Annotated in this window: 17 protein-coding genes and 1 pseudogene; 3 read left to right on the top strand and 15 right to left on the bottom strand. The window is 62.3% G+C overall.

Annotated elements, in window-relative coordinates; genetic code table 11:
* The first annotated feature begins 79 nt into the window (after positions 1-79).
* On the top strand, positions 80-1,030 hold the full coding sequence (locus tag H4V98_RS07205; protein WP_231374279.1) for a ZIP family metal transporter: 951 nt from the start codon (positions 80-82) through the stop codon (positions 1,028-1,030).
* Positions 1,031-1,137: 107 nt separating this feature from the next.
* Here H4V98_RS07205 and H4V98_RS07200 read toward each other — a convergent pair whose 3' ends face one another.
* The gene (locus H4V98_RS07200; RefSeq protein ID WP_196861601.1) at positions 1,138-1,515 is read right to left on the bottom strand and encodes a hypothetical protein; all 378 of its coding nucleotides are present in this window, start codon (positions 1,513-1,515) and stop codon (positions 1,138-1,140) included.
* Positions 1,516-1,719: 204 nt separating this feature from the next.
* The gene (locus H4V98_RS07195) at positions 1,720-5,694 is read right to left on the bottom strand and encodes an NAD(P)-binding protein (protein WP_280757367.1); all 3,975 of its coding nucleotides are present in this window, start codon (positions 5,692-5,694) and stop codon (positions 1,720-1,722) included.
* A gap of 344 nt (positions 5,695-6,038) precedes the next feature.
* Between H4V98_RS07195 and H4V98_RS07190 the strand changes: the two are divergent.
* Positions 6,039-6,449: pseudogene (locus tag H4V98_RS07190) on the top strand (enoyl-CoA hydratase-related protein); the annotation flags it as partial.
* Positions 6,450-6,501: 52 nt separating this feature from the next.
* Here the strand turns inward: H4V98_RS07190 and H4V98_RS07185 are convergent.
* The 7 genes from H4V98_RS07185 to yaaA all read right to left on the bottom strand — a co-directional run bounded on the left by H4V98_RS07185 (position 6,502) and on the right by yaaA (position 14,424).
* Complete coding sequence (locus H4V98_RS07185; RefSeq protein WP_280757366.1) at positions 6,502-7,755, bottom strand: HupE/UreJ family protein; 1,254 nt, start codon at positions 7,753-7,755, stop codon at positions 6,502-6,504.
* Entirely contained in the window at positions 7,752-8,945 is a 1,194-nt protein-coding gene (locus H4V98_RS07180) for a hypothetical protein (RefSeq protein ID WP_196861599.1), read from the bottom strand. The genes H4V98_RS07185 and H4V98_RS07180 overlap by 4 nt, the downstream gene beginning before the upstream one ends.
* A gap of 126 nt (positions 8,946-9,071) precedes the next feature.
* Positions 9,072-9,323, bottom strand: coding sequence for a hypothetical protein (locus tag H4V98_RS07175; protein ID WP_196861598.1), 252 nt, complete (start codon positions 9,321-9,323; stop codon positions 9,072-9,074).
* Positions 9,324-9,348: 25 nt separating this feature from the next.
* On the bottom strand, positions 9,349-10,878 hold the full coding sequence (locus tag H4V98_RS07170) for a DUF4331 domain-containing protein (RefSeq protein WP_196861597.1): 1,530 nt from the start codon (positions 10,876-10,878) through the stop codon (positions 9,349-9,351).
* 343 nt (positions 10,879-11,221) lie between these two features.
* Complete coding sequence (gene queF / locus H4V98_RS07165; protein ID WP_196861596.1) at positions 11,222-12,067, bottom strand: NADPH-dependent 7-cyano-7-deazaguanine reductase QueF; 846 nt, start codon at positions 12,065-12,067, stop codon at positions 11,222-11,224.
* Positions 12,054-12,992: an alpha/beta hydrolase gene (locus tag H4V98_RS07160; RefSeq protein ID WP_196861595.1), complete on the bottom strand. Its 939-nt coding sequence runs from the start codon at positions 12,990-12,992 to the stop codon at positions 12,054-12,056. The genes queF and H4V98_RS07160 overlap by 14 nt, the downstream gene beginning before the upstream one ends.
* Before the next feature lie 655 nt (positions 12,993-13,647).
* Positions 13,648-14,424, bottom strand: a complete 777-nt coding sequence (gene yaaA / locus H4V98_RS07155) for a peroxide stress protein YaaA (RefSeq protein WP_280757365.1) — start codon at positions 14,422-14,424, stop codon at positions 13,648-13,650.
* Positions 14,425-15,012: 588 nt separating this feature from the next.
* Here yaaA and H4V98_RS07150 point away from each other — a divergent pair.
* Positions 15,013-15,777 (top strand): DUF2189 domain-containing protein, encoded by a 765-nt coding sequence (locus tag H4V98_RS07150; protein ID WP_231374433.1) that lies wholly within the window; start codon positions 15,013-15,015, stop codon positions 15,775-15,777.
* Positions 15,778-15,815: 38 nt separating this feature from the next.
* Here the strand turns inward: H4V98_RS07150 and H4V98_RS07145 are convergent, their stop codons facing one another.
* The 6 genes from H4V98_RS07145 to H4V98_RS07120 all read right to left on the bottom strand — a co-directional run bounded on the left by H4V98_RS07145 (position 15,816) and on the right by H4V98_RS07120 (position 20,029).
* The gene (locus H4V98_RS07145; protein WP_280757364.1) at positions 15,816-16,529 is read right to left on the bottom strand and encodes a heme-binding protein; all 714 of its coding nucleotides are present in this window, start codon (positions 16,527-16,529) and stop codon (positions 15,816-15,818) included.
* Positions 16,526-16,747 carry a TIGR02450 family Trp-rich protein gene (locus tag H4V98_RS07140; RefSeq protein ID WP_196861592.1) on the bottom strand — a complete coding sequence of 74 codons (222 nt, stop codon included), beginning with the start codon at positions 16,745-16,747 and terminating at the stop codon, positions 16,526-16,528. Before H4V98_RS07140 ends, H4V98_RS07145 begins: the two co-directional genes overlap by 4 nt.
* Positions 16,748-16,977: 230 nt before the next feature.
* Entirely contained in the window at positions 16,978-17,550 is a 573-nt protein-coding gene (gene dcd, locus H4V98_RS07135) for a dCTP deaminase (protein ID WP_029523828.1), read from the bottom strand.
* Positions 17,551-17,918: 368 nt separating this feature from the next.
* Positions 17,919-18,302, bottom strand: coding sequence for a 6-carboxytetrahydropterin synthase (locus H4V98_RS07130; RefSeq protein ID WP_196861591.1), 384 nt, complete (start codon positions 18,300-18,302; stop codon positions 17,919-17,921).
* Positions 18,299-18,934 (bottom strand): 7-carboxy-7-deazaguanine synthase, encoded by a 636-nt coding sequence (gene queE, locus H4V98_RS07125; RefSeq protein WP_196861590.1) that lies wholly within the window; start codon positions 18,932-18,934, stop codon positions 18,299-18,301. The genes H4V98_RS07130 and queE overlap by 4 nt, the downstream gene beginning before the upstream one ends.
* Before the next feature lie 18 nt (positions 18,935-18,952).
* A complete protein-coding gene (locus tag H4V98_RS07120) occupies positions 18,953-20,029 on the bottom strand; it encodes a BMP family ABC transporter substrate-binding protein (protein WP_196861589.1) in 1,077 nt (358 codons plus the stop codon).
* Between the last annotated feature and the right edge of the window lie 64 nt (positions 20,030-20,093).

Genomic DNA, 20,093 nt, shown 5'->3' with positions numbered 1-20,093 from the left:
AGCTAACGGACACACAGCAAGCCATCGGCTTTTTTCAAACCTTTCAAAAATTTTTTTATTGATTGACAATCCCGAAATCATGTCAAGCCAAGATGACCCTGCTGCTGCCTGCAGCGTTGAACACCGCGCTGATCGCGGCATTGATCCGCAGGCTGCCCGCCGCCGCTTTCCTTGGCGCCGCCTGGTGGGCCTGGCTATTTTCCTGGGCGGCGCCGCAGTGCTGGTGTCCGGAATTTTTCGCATGCTTCCGCTGGACGATCCGCGCATGCGAGGCGCGCTGATCGGCGGCGGCATGGCGGCGCTGGCAACCGCACTGGGCACGCTGCCGGTGCTGCTGTCGCACCAGTTTTCTCAGCGCACCTATGACACGCTGCTGGGCTTTGGCGCCGGCGTGATGCTGGCGGCCAGTTCGTTTTCGCTGATCATTCCTGCGCTGGCCAGCGCCCGTTTGCAAGGCGCCAGTGCCTGGGGGGCCGGCGGCATCGTCGGGGCGGGCATCATGGCCGGCGCGCTGTTTTTGATGCTGGTGGACCGCCTGGTGCCGCATGAGCATTTCATCAAGGGGCGCGAAGGCCGGGAGGCACGCGCCCTGAAGCGCGTGTGGCTGTTCGTGTTGGCCATCGGCCTGCACAATCTGCCAGAAGGCCTGGCCATCGGCGTGGCTTTTGCCGGCACCGACCCGGTGGCCGCGCTGGCGCTGGCCACCGGCATTTCCATACAGGACGTGCCGGAAGGCATGGTGGTGGCACTGGCACTGCGCGGCGTCGGCTATGGCCGCTGGCACTCGGCGGGCATCGGCATGCTGTCGGGACTGGTCGAGCCGGTGGCGGCGGTGCTGGGCGTGGCGGTGATCAGCTTGTCAGCCAGCCTGCTGCCCTGGGGACTGGCCGCCGCTGCAGGCGCCATGCTGTATGTCATCAGCCACGAGATCATTCCCGAGTCGCACCGGGAGGGCCATGAAACCTTTGCAACAGGCGGCTTGATGGTCGGCTTCGTGATCATGATGCTGCTGGATACCGCGCTGTCCTGAAGCACTGCCACAGCAGAAAAAGAAAATCCCCGGAACACCAGGCTTTGCTGGAAATGCCACCGGGAAAATTATTGGTGTGTCAGATCATGTCATGTTGAAAGACCGCTTCACTTGCGGTCGGTGCGGGCGCGGTGTTTCTTCTTGGCAGCGCCTTTGCCGCGGGTGGTACCGGTGCCGGCCTTGCTGGCGCTGTTATTGGCCATGCTGGCCCCTGAGCGCGAGCCAGATCCGGAACCCGTAGCGGCTGCGCCAGCCGTGCCCTGCGTTGCGGTTGCGCCTGAAGTGCCAGCAGCGCCGGAAGTCCCGGCGGCACCCGGCGCGGCACCCATGCCAGCAGCCCCGCCAATGCCTGTCGCGCCGGTGCCGGTGGTGCTGCCAGGGGTAGTGCTGGTAGCCGCAGCACCGGTTTGTGCCTGGGCCAGCCCGATGCTGCCAACCAGTGCGGCCACTGCCAGGGCGGTGGCCACGGTGTTGAATAGCTTCATGATGAGTCTCCTTGAAAGTCCAGCTTCTTGATGAAGCCGCCAGATGAATGAACCAAGCCGACAGATTTGTCAACTGTGTTCAATCTAGGGCCTGACCAATGCTTGCGGATCGGTCAGTGGCTGATATGGTTGTAGGAAAACCAATCGCCTTGGCTGCAACGCGTGGCGTGGGCAAGGCGATGGCGTTGTTCAGCCCTGCACTGCTTACGGCGACGGGCTGGACCCCACTGCCTTCAGGGCTGGCAGGGCGTCGGCCGCCAGTTGCCCGTTCAGTGCGTCGGCTTGGGCAGCCGCATTCCTGCCGGCCACGAAGGCATGGTCCGAGTTGTAGTATTCCCATTCACTGTAGCGGCCCGCCAGGATGATGTTGGACCGGGCCACCCAGTTGCGGATGGTTTCGACATGCGCGGCGCGGTCATGGTCATAGACCACATAGGCGTACGGCATGTCCACCTGGTTGGCGGCCAGCACGGCGTCGTCCTCGGTGAACATGCCGACCGCGATGCACTCGCGGATGCAGCGGTCGATGAGATCCTGACCGTCGCACGGCAATGGCTTGTATTCCGAATAGGTGATCTCGCAGGTCAGGCCGAAGCCGCCGGGCGCGTTGCAATGCGGGCTGGCGTTGCCCTGCACAAAGATGCGGTGGAACACCGTCTGTTCAGGGTAGTAAATCCAGTGCTTGTCGGTCAGGTTCTCCCGGCCAATGCCCAGGTTGACGCAGCGCACCGACACATGGCGCAGTCCCCTGGCTGCCGCCTGCACCGAAGGCGGCGCCTCGTCGCCCATGGCCGCAACCAGATGCGGCAGCGCCAGCGTGCTGATCAGGGTGTCGTAACGGTAGGCGCGGCCATCTTTCAGCGTCACCGTGCGGCGCGAAGGCGACACGGCGAGCACATCGGCCTGCATTTCCACATCGCCTTCAAGCAGCGGCAAGAAGCCGTCCATCAGCGCCTGAAAGCCGCCGCGCAGCGGGTAGCCAAAGCGCGCGTTCGGACCCATCGGCTTGGTCACCGGCTTCAGGGCGCCGTCGATCATTTCCTCAAGATCAGGCATCGGCACACGGCCGCCCAGCCACGAGGTTTCCATTTCACTGAGCGGCACGGCCCAGAGCTTCTTGTTGTACGGAATGGCAAAGTGCTTGGCCACGCCGGCGCCCCAGACCTTGTAGATGAATTCCTCGAAATTCTTCGGCGCTGCCGCAACTGCATGGCCTTTGGAGATCACGCCGGCAACCGGGCTGCCACTGCCCGCATGGGAAATCGTGGCAGTGGCTGCCGAAGGCGCTGAAATGGCCGTGCCGGGAAGCTCTTTTTTCAGCGGGCCGAATCGCGCTTCGATCGCGCCGATCAGGCATTCCTTGAGCACTTCGGGCGGCAGGCCGTACAGCGCGCCCTGGAACGGGTAGCGCGTGAACACCTCCTTGCTGTAAATCCAGGCTTCGCGGTTTTGCCAGTGAACGTTGTCACCGAGCAGCGTCTTGTACAGGTCCAGCACATAGGCATCGTTGGAAAACATGATGTGGCCGGCATAGTCAAAGGTAAAGCCGTTGTCCACGATCGAGCGGCACCAGCCGCCCACGGTACCGGCTTTTTCCAGCAGCAGGCTGCCTTCGCCCAGATGGTAGGACGCCGCCAGGCCGGTGGGGCCGGCGCCAATCACCACGGTGGAATAGTACCGCGCTTCGTCCTCGCCCTCCTCCTGCGCTGTGCCATTGAGCATGCGTCCCAAGGGCTGGCCGTCAAAACCCGGATCGCTTGTCACTGTAAAACCGGAATGGGCAGCCTCCTGCGCAGACACAGTCTGGCGCGGTGCCAGCGCGTCGATCTGGACACGGATGGCGTCGGCGGTGGCATCCCATGACGTGGCGGCCACGATGCTGCGCACCTGTTCGGCGCGGCTGGCCGATTCGGCCTCTGGTTCAGCCAGCAGCGCCTCGCAGGCGTGAATGAATTCCAGCGCCGTGTCGGCAATCGCCACCACATGGCCGTAAGGCTCGGCCACATCGCGAATGCGGGTGCTGACCGACGGCCTGCCAGCGGCCATGTATTCCAATGTCTTGGTCGGGCTGATGAAACGCGTGGCGTCGTTCAGCGCGAACGGCAACAGGCAGACCTCCCATCCGGCCATGAACTGCGGCAGGACTTCATAGCTTTGCTGGCCGAGCCAGTGGATGTTGCTGCGCTGCGGCAGCTTGTCTGGGTTGATCTTGACCACCGGCCCGACCATGACAATCTGCCACTCGGGATGCATGTCGGCCATGGCGGCAATCAGGTCCAGGTCGATGCGCTCGTCGATCACGCCGCAATATCCCAGGCGCGGATGCGCCAGGCCCGCCTGCTTCGGATGGTCAGGCAAGCCGTTTTTGACAGCCGATGCGAAATGCGCGGCATCGACGCTGCTGGAAAAACAATGCACGTTGTCATGCCGCGCGCGCTTGGAACGGTACAGGCTCGGGCCACCCGTCAGCACCAGGTCGGCCATCTGGTAAAGCGCGTTTTCACGCTGGATCAACTGCCGCGGCGCGTTCATGAAGGCCGACAACTCGTCCATGCAGTCGTAGATCACCGCGCCTGGCTGCAGCTCGGCGGCCAGCGGCAATGCCATCGGGGTGTAGAACCAGATCAGGTAATCGTCGATTTCCTCGTCGCGCAGGTAGTCGGCCAACTGGCTTTGCAGCGCCGGCAGGTGGTCGTCATGAAAACCCGGAATGCTGCTGGTCACGTGCGGGCGCAGCACCTCGATATTGGCAGCGGGCGACAGCCGCTCCAGAAAATCACGGCCATTGGGAACCGGTTCTTCCATGAAGACGATACGGTAATGCTGCGCCAGGCGTGAGAGCAGGTGCTGTGGCCGTTGGTAGACAAAGTTCCAGCGCAGGTGTGAAAAAACAATAATGGTCTGCATGTCGCGTCCTCGATAGTTGATAAATTGGCTGGTGCTGGAAACGTCCGCTTGAGGCTGAGGACCGCCGGGCAAATGGCGCTGCCAGCGCCGCAGTTGCTCGGCATAGGGTTCGCACAACATACGGGTTGACAGGGCTGGGTCGTCCCCCGGCAATGGCGGCTGCACATCCCACAGCCCGCTGCGGTGCCAGTGTGAAAAGTCGTCCCAGCCGTGCCGGTCAATCGCCGGGTACAGGCAGATGCCCTCAATCGGCAAGCCGCGCGCCCGGGACACGCTGACTTCCCGCGCCACGTCGTCAAGCCACTGGCCGCGGCCGTCACCGACATGGCTGGTTTCGGCCAGCAGCATCGGCGCGCGGTAGCGCTGCCAGACCGAATCGAGCAGTTCGCTGAGCGGCTTGCGACGCGGGTCGCGCAGGTGCCAGTGCAGGGGATCGTCGGCCTGTCCCTGGCCGGTCCACTGGTTGTCGTGGTAATAGTTGATGCCGACGATGTCGAGGTGCCGGGGCGAGCCGCCCAGTTGCGGCTCGGTGCGACCAGACAGCATGTCCCAGGCTTCAAAGGCGCCGTCACTTTGCCGGCGCGCCGCTTCCAGCACTTCAGGAGGCGAATCACCGGGTGCCGTGACATGAATCAACGGGTCGCCGTGCATGAAACGCGCCTGCGGGTCCACGCTGCCAATCGCATTGCAGGCCTGCAGCGCGGCACGCACCAGCTGGATTTTCACCGCCTGCCCGTCACCCGAAAAAAGCGTGCGCCGGGCATGCTGCATCAGTCCGGTCGATGACAGCGCCCAGGACAAAAAGGAAATCTCGTTGACCGGCTGGTAGAAATGCCGGCCGCTGGACACACTGCACAGGGTGCGAGCCACCCTTTCGCTAAAGGCCGAAAAACGCGCGGCAAACGACGGCGACAGCAGGTCAATGTCGGCAGGCCAGCCATAGTGCATCAAAGTCCAGATCACCTCGATGCCATGCTGCTGCGCCAGTTCGGCATGCCGGCGCAAGCGCGTAAAACCGGCATCCCCCTGCTGCTCGGTGATGCGCCAGCCAATGCTTTCACGCACCGTGCGAATGCCGAATCGGGCCAGCAAGGCATAGTCGGCGTCGAGCTGTTGCCAGTGGTGGTTGGCCTGGTTCATCGACAGGGGCACGCCCGCAATGTTCAGATGGTCAGCGCCTTCGTAACCGGCCATCCAGAAGGAACGAAACAGGCCTGCAGGGGTTGACGGCACGGGGCTGGTGGCGGTGTTGGACAAAGAGGCATCTGTCATGTCAACCTGTGGTGGGTATCAGCGTAAAACAGGAAGACCCTGTCAATTGGGAAAGCTTTCGAGGCAGCAGCTCTGGCGAGCCATGGCACATCAATGTAGATCTCGGACCGCAATGGCAGCACAGACCTAAAATCTCGATGCATGCCTTGCATGTCAGCCAGAAATACGCAGTCTCGTCATCATTGTTCAGTGTGCGCAGACGGCTGGCTGTAGGAAAAGCCAAGTGCGCAAGGTGCGTCCTGCACCGCGACCCGGTTCGGCTCAATGCCATGCGCTGGCAGCAAATTCTGACGTTTCGAGCGGCTTAGCCCTACAAGTGCACGACCGAATCAACCTGGCTGCAGGTGGCCGACGTCGGCACACTGCAGCGTTTGCCCAAGCTGCTGCCGCTGGCAGTGGTGAAAGAGCTGGCCTGTACCGGCCGCAAGATGGGTGCAGCCAAGGCGCTGGGCCATGGCCTGGGCAATGAGGTGCTCGACACGCCCCAAGCCCTGCTGGCCGGTGCGCTGCAATGTGCCAAAGAGATTGCCGCCAAGCCGCCCGTCGCCCTCTGGGGCACCAAGCAGGCGGTGCATTACGCCCGCGACCATTCGGTGGACAACGCGCTTAATCAGATGGGCTGGCTGCAAGGGGCGATCTGGAGCCACCAGCAGGTGCACCAAGCGGTGACGGCGGTGACGGCGATGAAGGAAAAGCGCGCCGGCAACTTTCCGGACCTCGCCGTCCTTCAATATTTCAATGAAATAGGCCTGTAGCGCATATTTAGCGGGCGCAAGCAGCTATTGATTCAATAGCTGCTTGCATCAATCAACCGACCCGCTGCCAGAACCACCAGCTGGCCAGCAGCACCAGCAGCACCGATCCGCCGCGCACCACCACATTGGCGTACCACGACCGGCCCACCAGTGCCTGCGACACCAGCACCCAGCCCAGCACGGCCATCAGCTGGCCGGCCTCGACGCCCAGGTTGAACCCGGCCAGCGCCCAGGGCAGCAGCCCGCCGGGCGCGGCGGCTTCGAGCAGCAGGCCGGCAAAACCAAAGCCGTGGACCATGCCAAACAGCAATGCCAGCACGTCAAAGCGGACCCATTTCACCGGTCGCAGGTTGAGCAGTGCGGTCACCACAATCGACAGCGCGATCGCCGGCTCCACCCACAGCGGCGAAGCCTGCGTCAAGCCAAACGTCGCCAGTATCAGGGTGATCGAATGGCCCACCGTGAAAGCCGTCACGGTGCGTAGCAACGTCATCCAGGTGGCACGGCTGGCATAGGCAGCAGCCCCGATTTCAGGATGCCCGCGCAGCAGTGCGGCGGAGGGGCTTCGCCGCAAACTCAGTTGCAGCGGCAGTACCAGCGCCAGCAGGAAAGCCAGGTGGTCGTAACCCTGCAGCAAATGGTGAACGCCCAAGCTGAAATAGTCGCGCAGCGCCGACCAGCGGTTGGAAGCGCCGGCGCTTTGTGCCTGCGCACCCGTGCCTGCCATGGCGGCATCGGTCACGCCGGGACTCAGCAACAGGCTGCCCTGCTGCGGCGACATGGTGCTGAGCAGGTCCTTGCCGCCAATGCGGCCGGCCACCAGAAGGCGATGGGTCGAATCCTGATCCTTCAGCAGCAAGTAACTGAAACGCAGGTCTTGGCCGACCGGGCAGCGGGCGGTTGCTGTAGCGCGCAGATAAACCCCGTCGCTGCGGCGTTCCAGGCCGTCGGTTTGCCAATCGAGGCGGCAGGCACCCGGCGCGCCAGCGGGCACGTCAAGCCGGGCCTGCTGGTTGAACAAAGCCAGCGCTTGTGGCGTGGCGGCCTTGACTTCGCCCCAGGTCACGCGGCCGTCAGCGTTCCCATCCATCGGCACGACCAGGTCCAGGTCCCGAATCGCCACCGCCAGCACAAACCTCAGGTCGCGCAGCGTTCCAGCGCTTTCGGCACCTGTGGCGTCAGATTGCTGCACCTCAAGGTAAGCATCACTGCCCTTGTGCGCCTGTGCGGGACTCCAGGCCAGACCCATCGCCAACACCAGCAACCAGCCGGTTTGCATCAGGGGGCGAAGCAGCGCCCGCATCATTTCGCAGCCTTGGCCGTGGCGGCGATGGCCGCCAGCCGCACATCATGCAAACCGGCCGCCTGAATGGCGCTGCCAATTTCTGCCATCGCTTGCTGGTCATTGGCCTGCCTGGCGCTTTGCAGCGCGACCCACCAGTCCAGCGGCTCGCGCTGCAGCTGAAGATTGCGCCTGGCCAATGGCAGCGCACTGGCTGCATCGCCATCCAGCCACAAAGCGGCCAGCGCCAGTTCGCGCCCATGCAGCGTCGTGTCGTCGCCGCGCCGCGCCAGCTCGTCCATGCGCGACTGCAGCACTTGGCGCCCGGCCGTCCAGCGTGCATCCCCCAGACGCTTCCAGGCGGTGGCCTGGCGAAGCACGACGGCATCGGTTTCTGGCAACGGCGTGAGCAGCTTGAGCGCCTGGGCCGTCTTGCCGGTGCGCAGCAGCAGATCGCTGTAGGCGATGGCGGTGTAAAGGTCGTGTTCGGCTGCCAGGCTGCGGGTGTAGGCGTCGGCGGCTGCTACATCCCGCCCCGCGCGTTCGTCGCTTTCCGCTTGCAGTGACAACAACCAGCTGCGCTGGCTGGCGTTGGCTGCCCGGTCAATCAATGCCTGAAAATCCTGCCCCGCCTTCGGGTTCTGGCCCTGCAGCGATCTGGTTTCCAGGCGGCAGGCCTGGGCGTACAGCGCCTGACCGGCGCGTTCCACCGCATCGCAGGCGGCCAGCGACTCGGCGTAACGGGACGACAGGCGTTCCAGCGACGCCAGGTTCAGCCAGCCCTGCGCATGGCCGGGCGTGCGCGCCAGTGCTGCCGTGAGCACCTTTCGCGACGCTGCAAATTCGTGTCGGCCCTGCTGCACCGTGGCCTGCAAAACAGCCAGATCGGCGGGTGCGTCAGGCCGGTCCCACCACGGGGCCAAAATAGCCTGGGCGCGGCCCCAATACCGGGTGTCGCCGGTTTGCCGGGCCACGCCAATGTCTTCCCGGGCCTGCGCCGCAGCCGCTGCCGGATCACTGGCCGGCACGCTGGTTGCCGACGCTGTGGTTGTTTGCGCCGGGCGGTTGCGGGTTATGGCCGGCAGGACTTCCAGAACTTCATCGTCCCGTGCGGGCTGCACGGCAGTCGCCGCCACGGCATTGAGCTGTACCGCCAGCAGCAGACCTGCCAGCGCTATCAGTTTGGAAAAACGGTGCATCTTGAGTGCTTTCATCGGAGCGGCCATCAGGTGCGGCACGTCGGCCTACAAGCCGGGGCGCTGCCATCAACCTGAAAAATTACGAAAAAATGGCCCGGCAATCGAGGTATCTCGACTGCCGGGCCACGTCACCCCTTGCGGTTACTGCACGGGTGCCGGATCGGCGTTGTTGTCAACCGCCAGTGTCAGCGGGTTGATGTCGACCGGCACGGTATTCTCGCCATTGCTGGCGATCAGGTTCTGGATGAACCCCACCACGTCGGTGATGGTCTGGGCAACCGGTCCGGGCGGCTGAGCACCGGCGTCATAGCCACCCCCACTGCCACCGCAGCCGGCGAGCAGCGCGGCAGACAGTGCAGCGCCCGCCATCAGTTTTAAATTCAGCTTCAACATGATGTTTCCTTTTCAGTTGCGGTGTTTACTTGGCACCTGGCAGCGGAGTGTTCAGGTAAGGGAATACCTGCTGGAAGTCGGTTGCGCTGGCACGCACGCCGTCCACAAAGGCCACGCCGCCGGCGGGTGCATCAGCAGGCTTGCAGCCCACCTTTAACGCGTCGTTATTGCCCGTCAGCACGCACAGCGCACCCATGGCCACACGCAGCGACACGTCGACCACGTCGTCACCCAGACGGCGACCGTTCGGGAAACCTGCGTTATCGCCTGCCGCCACACCCAGGGAGTTCTGCGAAGCGGCCGGAGTGGCCGCGATGCCGGTGTTCAGGCGCAGCATCTCGGTCAGCGGACCACCCACGCCCAGGCCAGTGATGTTGGCTGGACGGTTAACCGTAGGCAAGCCGGTCAGGAAAGCGGTCATCAGGTCGGTACGCGGGAAGTTGGTCGGTGCCTTGGCACCAAACAGGCTTTCGATCAGCGCCGGCAGCGTCGGGTTGGTCACGTAATCCGCAAAGTTCGCAGCGTCGTTGAGCGGCTTGCTGCCGTTGAACTTGTCCTTGTCCTTCAGGCCGATCACCACCTCGTTGACCAGCGGCATGCCCAGACGCGACACCTGTGTCCAGGCGCCTCCGGCTTTTTCGCTCGCTTGCAGACCGGACATCGTCGCACCGTTCAGCAGACGACCCTGGCGCAGGCTGGCCGTGGTCCAGCCGCCGATGACTTTTTCGTTGCCTTGCGTCAGGCAACTGGCCGGAATTTCAAGCGCCAGCGAGGTGACGTTCTTGTCTGCCATCTCGCCGAACTTGCCGCCAGCCGAAGCATTGGCCTCGTTGGTGATGAAGGAGGCTGGTGCGTTCACCAGGTCGAAAATCACGCCCAGGTTGACCGAGAAGGCTTCCTTGCGCTGGCCGACGAACACCTTGCCGGGCAATGCGCAGCCAGGAATGTTGATGGTCTGGATGTAGGAGTTGGCATACCCTTCGTAGCTGTTGTTGGGGAAGGTCTTGGTGCCGATGTAGTCGATCGGCTTGCCAAAGGTGGTGCCACCGCCGGCGGTCTTGACAGACTCGCGGCTGCCACTGCGGCGGTCACCACGCACCACGTCCAGCGTGAAGCTTTCGGTGTAGCTCAGCGGCGCGTTGGGTGAATTGGTCACAGCACCGGCCTGGCGCAGGGGAATGGCAACATTCTTGCCGCCGATAGGCAGCGTGATGCCGTTGCCGTTGTTGGCCAGTTCGTTCTTGAACTTGAACTGGAACGTCAGGTCTTCCTTGCCATCGCCATTGTTGTCGACGTGGATTTCATACAGCGCATTCGAATCGAGTGAAAAATAGTTGGGGCCGCCGTAAGCGTCTTGCAGCGGCAGGTAGTTGGCGATCAGCGTCACGTTGCTGGCCTTGCCTGCCTCGTAGCTGTTGAACATGTAGAAATCGGTGCCATCGACCTTTGGAGCGGTGGTGATAAACGGCGCTTCGCGGTGGCTTGACGCCATGGCGCTACCGGCAGCAACCAATAACAGGCACGCCTGAGCAATGTGCCCAATTTTCATTTTCATGGTGATTCTCCTATTTGAGTACGCTACAGCGGTTGCTGCAGTGATGAGTTGTACTCGCGCAGTTGCAGCTTGGATTCAAATAAAGCCGACGAAAGCGTTTCGTCCTACAAAACTGTTCGCATCAGCGCAATTGAGACGGGCCGCTCGCGTCACCATGTGGTGCGAAAAACACGGTATCCAGTGCTGTCAGGTTTTGGCAGCAACGCGTGCAAAGCGACCCGATTGGACGGGCACAAACCGTAAAAACTGGCCCGGACAACCCACCCATCGATGAATGCCGCACACACCAGAAAAAGCAGGCCATGCGAAACCGACAGGAAAAAAACGATTTTATTGACAGCAGTTACTGCCGGGCCGTACGCACATTCGGCGGCATCGCCTGGGGATGGCTGGTGCGAAACGGGTTGATGTCGAGCCCGCCGCGCCGGGTATAGCGCGCATACACCGTCAGCTTCACAGGCTTGCAGCGCGTCCACACGTCCATGAAGATGCGCTCGACGCATTGTTCATGGAATTCGTTGTGGTTGCGAAAGCTCACGATGTACTGCAGCAGCCCTTCCTGGTTGATCTGCGGGCCGCTGTAGCTGATGCGCACGCTGCCCCAGTCGGGCTGGCCGGTCACCAGGCAGTTGCTTTTGAGCAAATTGCTGGTCAGCACCTCGGTCACTGGTGGCTCGTCAAACACAGCGGTCAGCAGCTCGGGGGCGGGTGTGTAACGGCTGCATTCCACGTCCAGCCGGTCCAAACTCAGGCCGTCAAGTTCATGCACCGGTTCCCGGTCAAACAGCTCGGGCAGCAGCAGCCGCACGCCCACTGTTGCGGCATGGGGCGCGCCGCGCCAGGCGGCTTCGCTGATGTCGGCGCGCAGCCGCGCCTGTACGGCGGCGGCGTCGGCAAACCGGGTGTTGTTCAAACTGTTCAGGTAGAGCTTGAAGGACTTGCTCTCGACAATATTCGGCGTCTCGCAGGGCACGGTGAAATGCGCCAGCGCCAGCTGCGGCTTGCCGCGCAGGTTCAGCCAGCTCAGCTCGAACGCAGTCCACAGGTCGGCGCCGAAAAACGGCGGCGCGGCGCCTACGCCAATTTCTTCGCGCTTGGCCAGGCGCGGAATCGGAAACAGCAGCGACGCGTCGTACTGGTCCACATAGGCAGACGATTTACCCAGTTCGGAATGTTCAGGAAGGTTCATGTTGGAATGCAGGGGTTGTCGGGTTGGCCGCAACAAGGTGCGGAATCAGCAAGGCCAGCAGGCGCTCGACCACGCCGGGCGGCAGGTCATGGCCCATGCCGTCGATGCCGGCCAGGTGCGCACCCGGAATGCGGCGGGCGGTGTCTTCGGCGCAGGCGAACGGCACCAGCGGGTCGGCCTTGCCGTGGACCACCAGCGTCGGAATATTTATCAGTCTGGCAAGTTCATCGGCGCGGCTGCGATCGGCCAGCACGGCGACCATTTGCCGCAAGATGCCGTCCGGGTGCAGGCTGCGCCGGGCCGCCGTGCCCACAAGGGCTCGCCACTCGGCGTCGCTCATTGGAAAGCCGGGGCTGGCAATCGCCTTGAAGACACGCACCGAATGGTCGATGGCCGCGTCCAGTCCTTTGCCCGCAGGCCGGCTCATCAGCACGCGGGTGACCTCTGGGGAAGGCCCGGGCAGGCCCCGTGCGCTGCTCGAACTCATGACGCTGGCAAGACTCAACACGCGTGCGGGCACCAAGAGCGCCAGGCGCTGGGCAACCATGCCGCCCATGCTCGCGCCGACCACATGCGCCCGGTCGATGCCCAGCGCATCGAGCACGCCGAGCGCGTCCTGCGCCATGTCGAGCAGACTGTAGGGCGGCCTGATACGCCAGCCCAGCCGGTATTTCAGGCCGGCCCACAGCACGCCGGGCTTGCCCAGCGCATCCAGATGCTGGCTCAGCCCGGCGTCGCGGTTGTCAAAACGCACCACCCGGTAGCCCGCGTCAAGCAAGGCCTGCACCAAGGCTGGCGGCCAGGCAATCAATTGCATGCCCAGGCCCATGATGAGCAGCACGACCGGACGCGGCCGGCCCTGTGCATCGAAAGCCGTGCCGCTGTCCTCGACTTCAAGGTCAATGCCATTTGCTCTTATTTTCATAGCTTCTTGTACATATGGGTATTGCGCTTAATGGTTATTTGATCACTTTTATTGTGACGCCAGCGATGTTATTCCCGCTCTTCTGTCATCCTCTCTCTCTTCTGTCATCCCGGGCTTGACCCGGGATCCATGCATTTCTCTGTGCGCAGTCACCGAACATGGGGCCATGGATTGCGGATCAAGTCCGCAATGACAAAGAAAAATACGTCATCCCAGCCCGTGCTCTGTCGTCCCTGCCCTTGTCTCATCCCTGCCTCTTGTGTCATCCCCGCCTCTTGTGTCATCCCCGCGCTCTTTTGTCATCCCCTCTCTTCTGTCATCCCGGGCTTGACCCGGGATCCATGCATTTCTCTGTGCACAGTCACCGAACATGGGGCCATGGATTGCGGATCAAGTCCGCAATGACAAAGAAAAATACGTCATCCCCGCCCATGCTCCGTCGTCCCCGCCCTTGTCTCATCCCTGCCTCTTGTCTCATCCCCGCGCACTTTTGTCATCCCCTCTCTTCTGTCATCCCGGGCTTGACCCGGGATCCATGACCTCTCCCCAGCGGGGCCATGAATTGCAGACCAAATCCGCAATGACAAAGAAAAAAACAGATCATCTCGATTTCCGGCTGGATCTGAAATGAAAAGCTTTGTCATTCAGCACCCACTCAAGCACCCTGCCCGCGCCTGAACACCAGCCGGTCCACAGCCGACGCGCCAGCGTCAAAGCCATAGCCGTCCACTGCAAAACCCTTGAGCTTTTCCACCGTGGCGAGCTTGTTTTCAATAGCGTAGCGCACCATCAAACCACGAGCGCGCTTGGCCATGAAACTGATGATCTTGTAACGGTCGCCGCGCCATTCCTCGAACACGCAGGTCACGACGCGCGCCTTCAGCACTTTGCGGCTGACCGCCTTGAAATACTCCTCGCTGGCCAGATTCACGATCACCGGCGACAGCTCGGTAGCCGCGCGTTCATTCAGGTAGTCGGCAATCTGCGTGCCCCAGAACTGGTACAGGTTCTTGCCCTGCGCGGTCACCAGCGCAGTGCCCATTTCCAGCCGGTAAGGCTGCATCCAGTCCAAAGGCCGCAGCACACCGTACAAACCGCTCAAAATGCACAGGTGCTGCTGTGCCCATTCCAGTTGCGTTTCGCCCAGGGTTTTGGCGTCCAGCCCGTTATACACATCGCCATTGAAGGCGAGCGCCGCCTGCTTCGAGTTGCTGGCGGTGAACTTGGGCGACCATGCTTCGTAGCGCGCCGCATTCAGCCCGGACAGCGCATCCGAGAGCTTCATCAAGGTGGCGATTTCCTGCGGCGACTTGGCGCGCATGACGCTGATCAACTCGGTCGCCTGGCGGGTGAACAGCGGCTGGCTGTGCGGCACATGGCCAGAGGGCGTGTCGTAATCGAGGGCTTTGGCGGGGGACAGTAAAAACAGCATGGGCGAGAATCCTTTGCGCAGGATTATCGGGTAACCGACAGCCCCAGCCATGCGGGGAAATGCAGGGCTTGCTCAAGCAAATTGAACGGCAAGGCGGCAACGGCAGCGGCGTGCAGCCTTTGTCAATTGCTCTGTTTGATGGATTCCCCGGACACCCTGCGCCGACTGCGCAGCGCCCATCCCCGCGTCAAGGCGCAAGGCCCGCCTCGAAGCATCGTGCTGCATTTGCCTGCCTATAAAAAGTCGCACAGCGCCAAGCCGCCAGAAACCCGATTTTCCTGTTTTTGGCGTTCTCTCAATGGAAAATTTCATGGGGGTTTTTCACATCGTTGCCCGATGAAAGGGCCAAAGTCCAGGTGCCGATGTTTGACCTTGGGTACTTTCCTGCTGGTCAGTGCCTTGAGAACTGGTTAGGCTGACGGCCGACCTGCCTTTTCAACCAAAGCCCGCATGACCTCACCCCCTTCGCGCGACGACGCCAGCCAGCCGCCTGCAGCCCTTGGGCCCCCAGCCCCGCCTTTGCGCGACGATCTGCCGGTCATGGCCACGCCGTATGTGCCGCCGCCCCCGGTCGGGCCACAAGCCATCATGCAACCGCTTGGCCAGGGCGCGCCCTTTGCCTGGCTGGCCGCCGGATGGCGCGATCTGAAAGCACACCCTGGCATCGGCCTGTTTTACGGCCTGTGCTTCTGGCTCATGGCGGTTACGCTCGGCGCCGTGTTTCGCGCCAAGCCTGAATACACACTGACGATTGCCTCGGGCTGCCTGCTGGTCGGCCCCTTTTTGGCGCTGGGGCTGTATGAAGTCAGCCGCCGCCGCGAGCAGGGCCTCACGCCCGAACTCGGCGCATCGCTGACCTGCTGGGACAGCCATATTCGCAGCATGGGCATGCTGATTCTGGTGCTGATCGTGCTGGAGCTGCTGTGGGGCCGGGCGTCGCTGGTGGTGTTCGCGGTGTTTTTCAACACCGGCATGCCGTCGACCAGCGGTGTGCTGAATGCCGTGTTCAACCCCGACAACCGGGAATTTGTCGCCGTTTACCTGGTGGTGGGCGGAATGTTTGCGGCGCTGGTGTTTTCGACTGCCGTGGTGTCGATCCCGATGATCCTGGACCGCGACACTGACGCGATTTCAGCCGCCATCACCAGCATCCGGGTGGTGTTTTCCAGTCCTGGCGTGATGCTGCTGTGGGGGCTGGTCATCACCACACTGATCGCCATGGCGCTGCTGCCCTGGGGAGCGGGCCTGGTGGTGATTGGTCCGCTGCTTGGGCATGCAAGTTGGCATGCTTACCGGGGAACAGTGCGCTGGCAGGAAGCCGAGGCAGTGGCCAGCGACACGCTCCAAGCCTGAAACAGGCTACAGAAAAATGGCCGGTGAACGCCGGCAGTTCAGGGGTTTTTGACTTCCACCTGTATCTCGTTTCGCCGCCACATGGGCAGGGTCCACGGCGGGTCATAGCGCGCCAGCTGCGGCGCACCGACGGGCTGCAGCTGGCGCGACCGCATCCAGGTCGTCAGTTCATCGGTTTTTTGCTGCACCCTGGACGCCGTGTTCAGACCCGAATAAGCCAGCACGGCAAAGGTACGGGTGGGCAGCTCGCGCAAACTGACCGCCAGGTTGACGGGTTTGGGCAGCGTCTGCAGCGAATACTGGCTTGGCATCACAAACTGAATGCGCCACTGGGTGGCAGTCGCCATGGAAGCATCAGCGGCGACGGGTTCTGCCGTGACCGGGGCCGTCATGGCAATTTTTTCTGACCGGACCACCGGCACCAGCGTGACAGGCGCGGTCATGGCAATTTTTTCGGAGGCGTTGTCAGTGCCAGTGGCCGCCAGGGTGTTGTTGCCGAAGATGTAGTCGGCAATCAGCCTGAAGCCCTTGCCAGATGCCGCGTCCATGTCGCCATCGACCCGCGTTTCGGCCACGATGACCGGCGCATACCGACGGACTTCGTAGCTGCCGTCCTGCGTCAGGATGTCAAACTTCGGTTCTTCAACGGCCATCGCCATGCTCCCTGCAGTGATTCCGGCCATGAGTATGGCGGCAAATCGCATGGGGGCACGCCACGTCGCCAGGTTCAAGGTGAAGTCGGCGACGTTCATACCCAGCCCTGTTTCCAGATTTCGTCGTTTTGCAATTCACGCCAGAGAACGCGCTGCGTGGCGCGCGAAAAAACCGCCTCGATTTCCACCCACTGCGCGTTGTCGCCTGCCACCGGCGGTTCAATCACCTTGGTGACCAGAAAATGCTTGTCCTTTTGCATCGGCTGCACCGCCGTCCATTTGGACAGCAGGAGTTTTTTGACATTCAGGGGGTTCATGCGCGAGGCGGATGCACAGTTGTCCGGGGTTCCGCCGATGTTTCATCATCTGCGGCGTCAGGTGCTGCCTCGACTGAGGGCACGCTGGACAAGCTGGGTGCGCACATTTTCTCTCCGTCCCAGCGCTGGCCGCACCAGCACAGGCCTTCTGCATTGATCATGCAAGTGCCGGTTCCGCAGCAGCGGGTGTCGTCATTTCTCATGGGTTTTTTGCCTTTCGTGGGTGGGCTTTACGCCTTGGGCAGCGTCACGCCGACCTGGCCCTGGTATTTGCCACCCCGGTCCTTGTAGCTGACTTCGCAGACATCGTCCTTGTCGCTTTCAAAAAACAGCACCTGCGCGCAGCCTTCTCCGGCATAGATCCGGGCGGGCAATGGCGTGGTGTTGGAAAACTCCAGCGTCACGTAGCCTTCCCATTCGGGCTCAAAGGGCGTGACATTGACGATGATGCCGCAGCGCGCATAGGTGCTTTTGCCCAGACAGATGGTCAGCACATTGCGCGGGATGCGGAAATATTCGAGCGTGCGGGCCAGCGCAAAGCTGTTCGGCGGAATGATGCAGCTGTCGCCGTGCATGTCGACAAAGCTTTTTTCGTCGAAGTTCTTCGGGTCCACCACGGTGCTGTGGATGTTGGTGAAGACCTTGAACTCGGGTGCGCAGCGAATGTCGTAGCCATAGCTTGACGTGCCGTAGCTGATGATCTTGTGGCCATCGCGTTCGCGCACCTGTTTCGGCTCGAAAGGCTCGATCATGCCGGTGGTTTCAGCCATGTGGCGAATCCATTTGTCGCTCTTGATGCTCATTGTGAAGGTTCCTTGCGTTGCCGGTGATTGTAGGCATCGTCGGCTGAAAAAGCTGGCGTCTGGATGCGGTGTGGCGGCATGCCGGTTCGCTGACAGATTGCTATTATTTCAATAGCTTACTGCGCTTGTGCAATATGCGCAAAAGGCTCATTTGACCATTAATTTGCAAGCTTCACCGGACCAGCACTGCCGGACTGCGAAATCACGGTCTTTTCAATCACCCCGTCGTCGCGAGCACGATCATGGAAAACAGCAAACCGGGCAGACTGCCTGCACCGCCTGCCGGCTCCTGGCACTGCCCGGGCGACTGCAGGGCCGGGAAACAGGAGGCGATGAGCGCAAGGCTTCATCGCCTCGGCATTGCCCGACTACAGGGGCCGGGTCATGCGGCAGCCATCGCCCATCGAAACACGCCAGACCCGCACCGAAGTCAGTGACGGCAGCGCGGGCAGCAGCTTGCTGAAGATGAACTGGCACAGGTTTTCCAGCGTCGGCGGCCCCAGGCCCGCCACTTCGTCGAGCAGGTGGTGGTCAAGCTGCTCGCGCACCATTGCCAGCTCGTGCCGAACCACCCCCAGGTCGATCAACATGCCGGTGGCCGGATCGGGCTGGCCGGTCAAAAACACCTCGGCGTTGTAGGTATGGCCGTGGATACGCTTGCTGCTGGCGCTTTCAATCGCGCGTTCCAGCGTGTGTGCGGCGTCGAAATAGAAGGACTGGCTGATCTCGCACGATTTAGGAATACTGTTCATCGGATGCCTGTTATTTTGTGGGTCTGAATACTGAGCCGCCAAACGGGCCGGTCCAGGCAAATCTGGATGCAGGTCTGGGTGTTGCGCAGCCGCTGGAGATTATCCATCGGCTGCAGATAGCGGTAGGCAAAATTTGCCGCTTCCAGTTCGGCCCAGTCGAGGTCCGGCTGCGGCCAGACAACCTTCAGTTCGTGGCCTTCGCGCTGAATCCACGGCGCGCCGGCCTTGGGGCTGACGCAGATCCAGTCAATGCCGGGCGGCGCGGCAATCGTGCCGTTGGTTTCCACTGCGATCTCGAAACCGCGCGCATGCAGCGCCGCGATCAGCGCGGCATCAACCTGCAGCAATGGCTCGCCACCGGTCATGACGACGAAACGGTGCGCGCTGTCGCCGGCCGGCCACTGGGCTTGAATCTGGTCAGCCAGTGCGTCGGCGTTCCTGAACTTGCCGCCCAGCGTGCCGTCAGTGCCGACAAAGTCGGTGTCGCAAAACCGGCAGACGGCCGTAGCGCGGTCCTGCTCGCGGCCCGACCACAGGTTGCAACCGGCAAAACGGCAAAAAACGGCGGGCCGGCCTGCGTTGCTGCCCTCGCCCTGCAAGGTGTAGAAAATTTCCTTGATCTGGTAGCTCATGATGGTTCTGGGTGCCGGTTAGTTCAACTTGCCCTGAACGCCCTGCACCAGGAAATTCATGTTCAAAATCTGCGCGTCATTCAGCGTTTTGCCGGCGGCCAGCACTTCATGGCCCTGGTTGTCCAGCAGCGCCGCACGCGCCTTGAAAGGATGCAGCCGGCCAGCGGCAATGTCGCGTTGACGGGCCAGCACTTCGTCGGCCACCTTTTGGGACACCTTGGGGCCGAAACTGTCGACGCGGATCATGCCTTCCTTCACGCCGCCCCACAGCGCAGCGCTTTCCCAGCTGCCGCTCAGCACGGCCTGGGCACGGCGCGTGTAGTAGTCGCCCCACTGGTGTGTGACGGCCAGCACCTGCGCGTCAGGCGCGACCTGGCGCATGTCGGAATGGTAGGCAATTGCCAGCTTGCCGCGCTCTTGCGCCGCACGCATCACAGCGGTCGAGCCGGTATGAAACGCCATCACCTCGACACCCTGGTTGAACAGCGTCATGGCCGCTTCGCGTTCGCGCGGCGGGTCAAACCAGGCGCCCAGCCACACCACCTTGACGGTGGCCTTCGGATTGACCGAACGCATTCCCAGCGTGAAGGCATTGATGCCCTGGATCACCTCGGGAATCGCAAAACCCGCCACATAACCGGCGCTCGTGGCCAGCCGGCCGGCGGCAATACCGGCCAGGTAGCGGCCTTCGTAATAGCGCGCATTGGCCACCGCCACGTTGGGCGCGGTCGTGTAGCCGGTGATGGATTCGAACTTCACATCGGGAAAATCTTTGGCGACCTTGAGCGTGGGCTCCATGTAGCCAAAGCTGGGGGTAAATATCAGTTGGTTGCCCTGGCGGGCCAGGTCGCGGATCACGCGTTCGGCGTCGGCGCCCTCTGGGACGTTTTCAACAAAGGTGGTCTTGACCTGATCGCCCAGCGCAACCTCGACGGCCTTGCGTGCTTCGTCGTGCTGGTGCACCCAGCCGGCGTCGGTGACCGGCGTGACATAGACGAACCCGATTTTCAGCGGCTTGGGTGGCGTGGGTGCTTGTGAAAAAACAGGCGAAACAAAACAGGCAGCCACGAGCGTGGCAACGAGGTTTTTATACATGGTAGTCCTCTACATGGCCCCGGAAAAATGAAAACACCAGCGCGCCGGGACGGCACGCTGGTGA

Source organism: Polaromonas sp. CG_23.6 (assembly GCF_029892315.1).
GTDB lineage: Bacteria > Pseudomonadota > Gammaproteobacteria > Burkholderiales > Burkholderiaceae_C > Polaromonas.
This window is presented reverse-complemented; position numbering and strand designations above follow the sequence as displayed.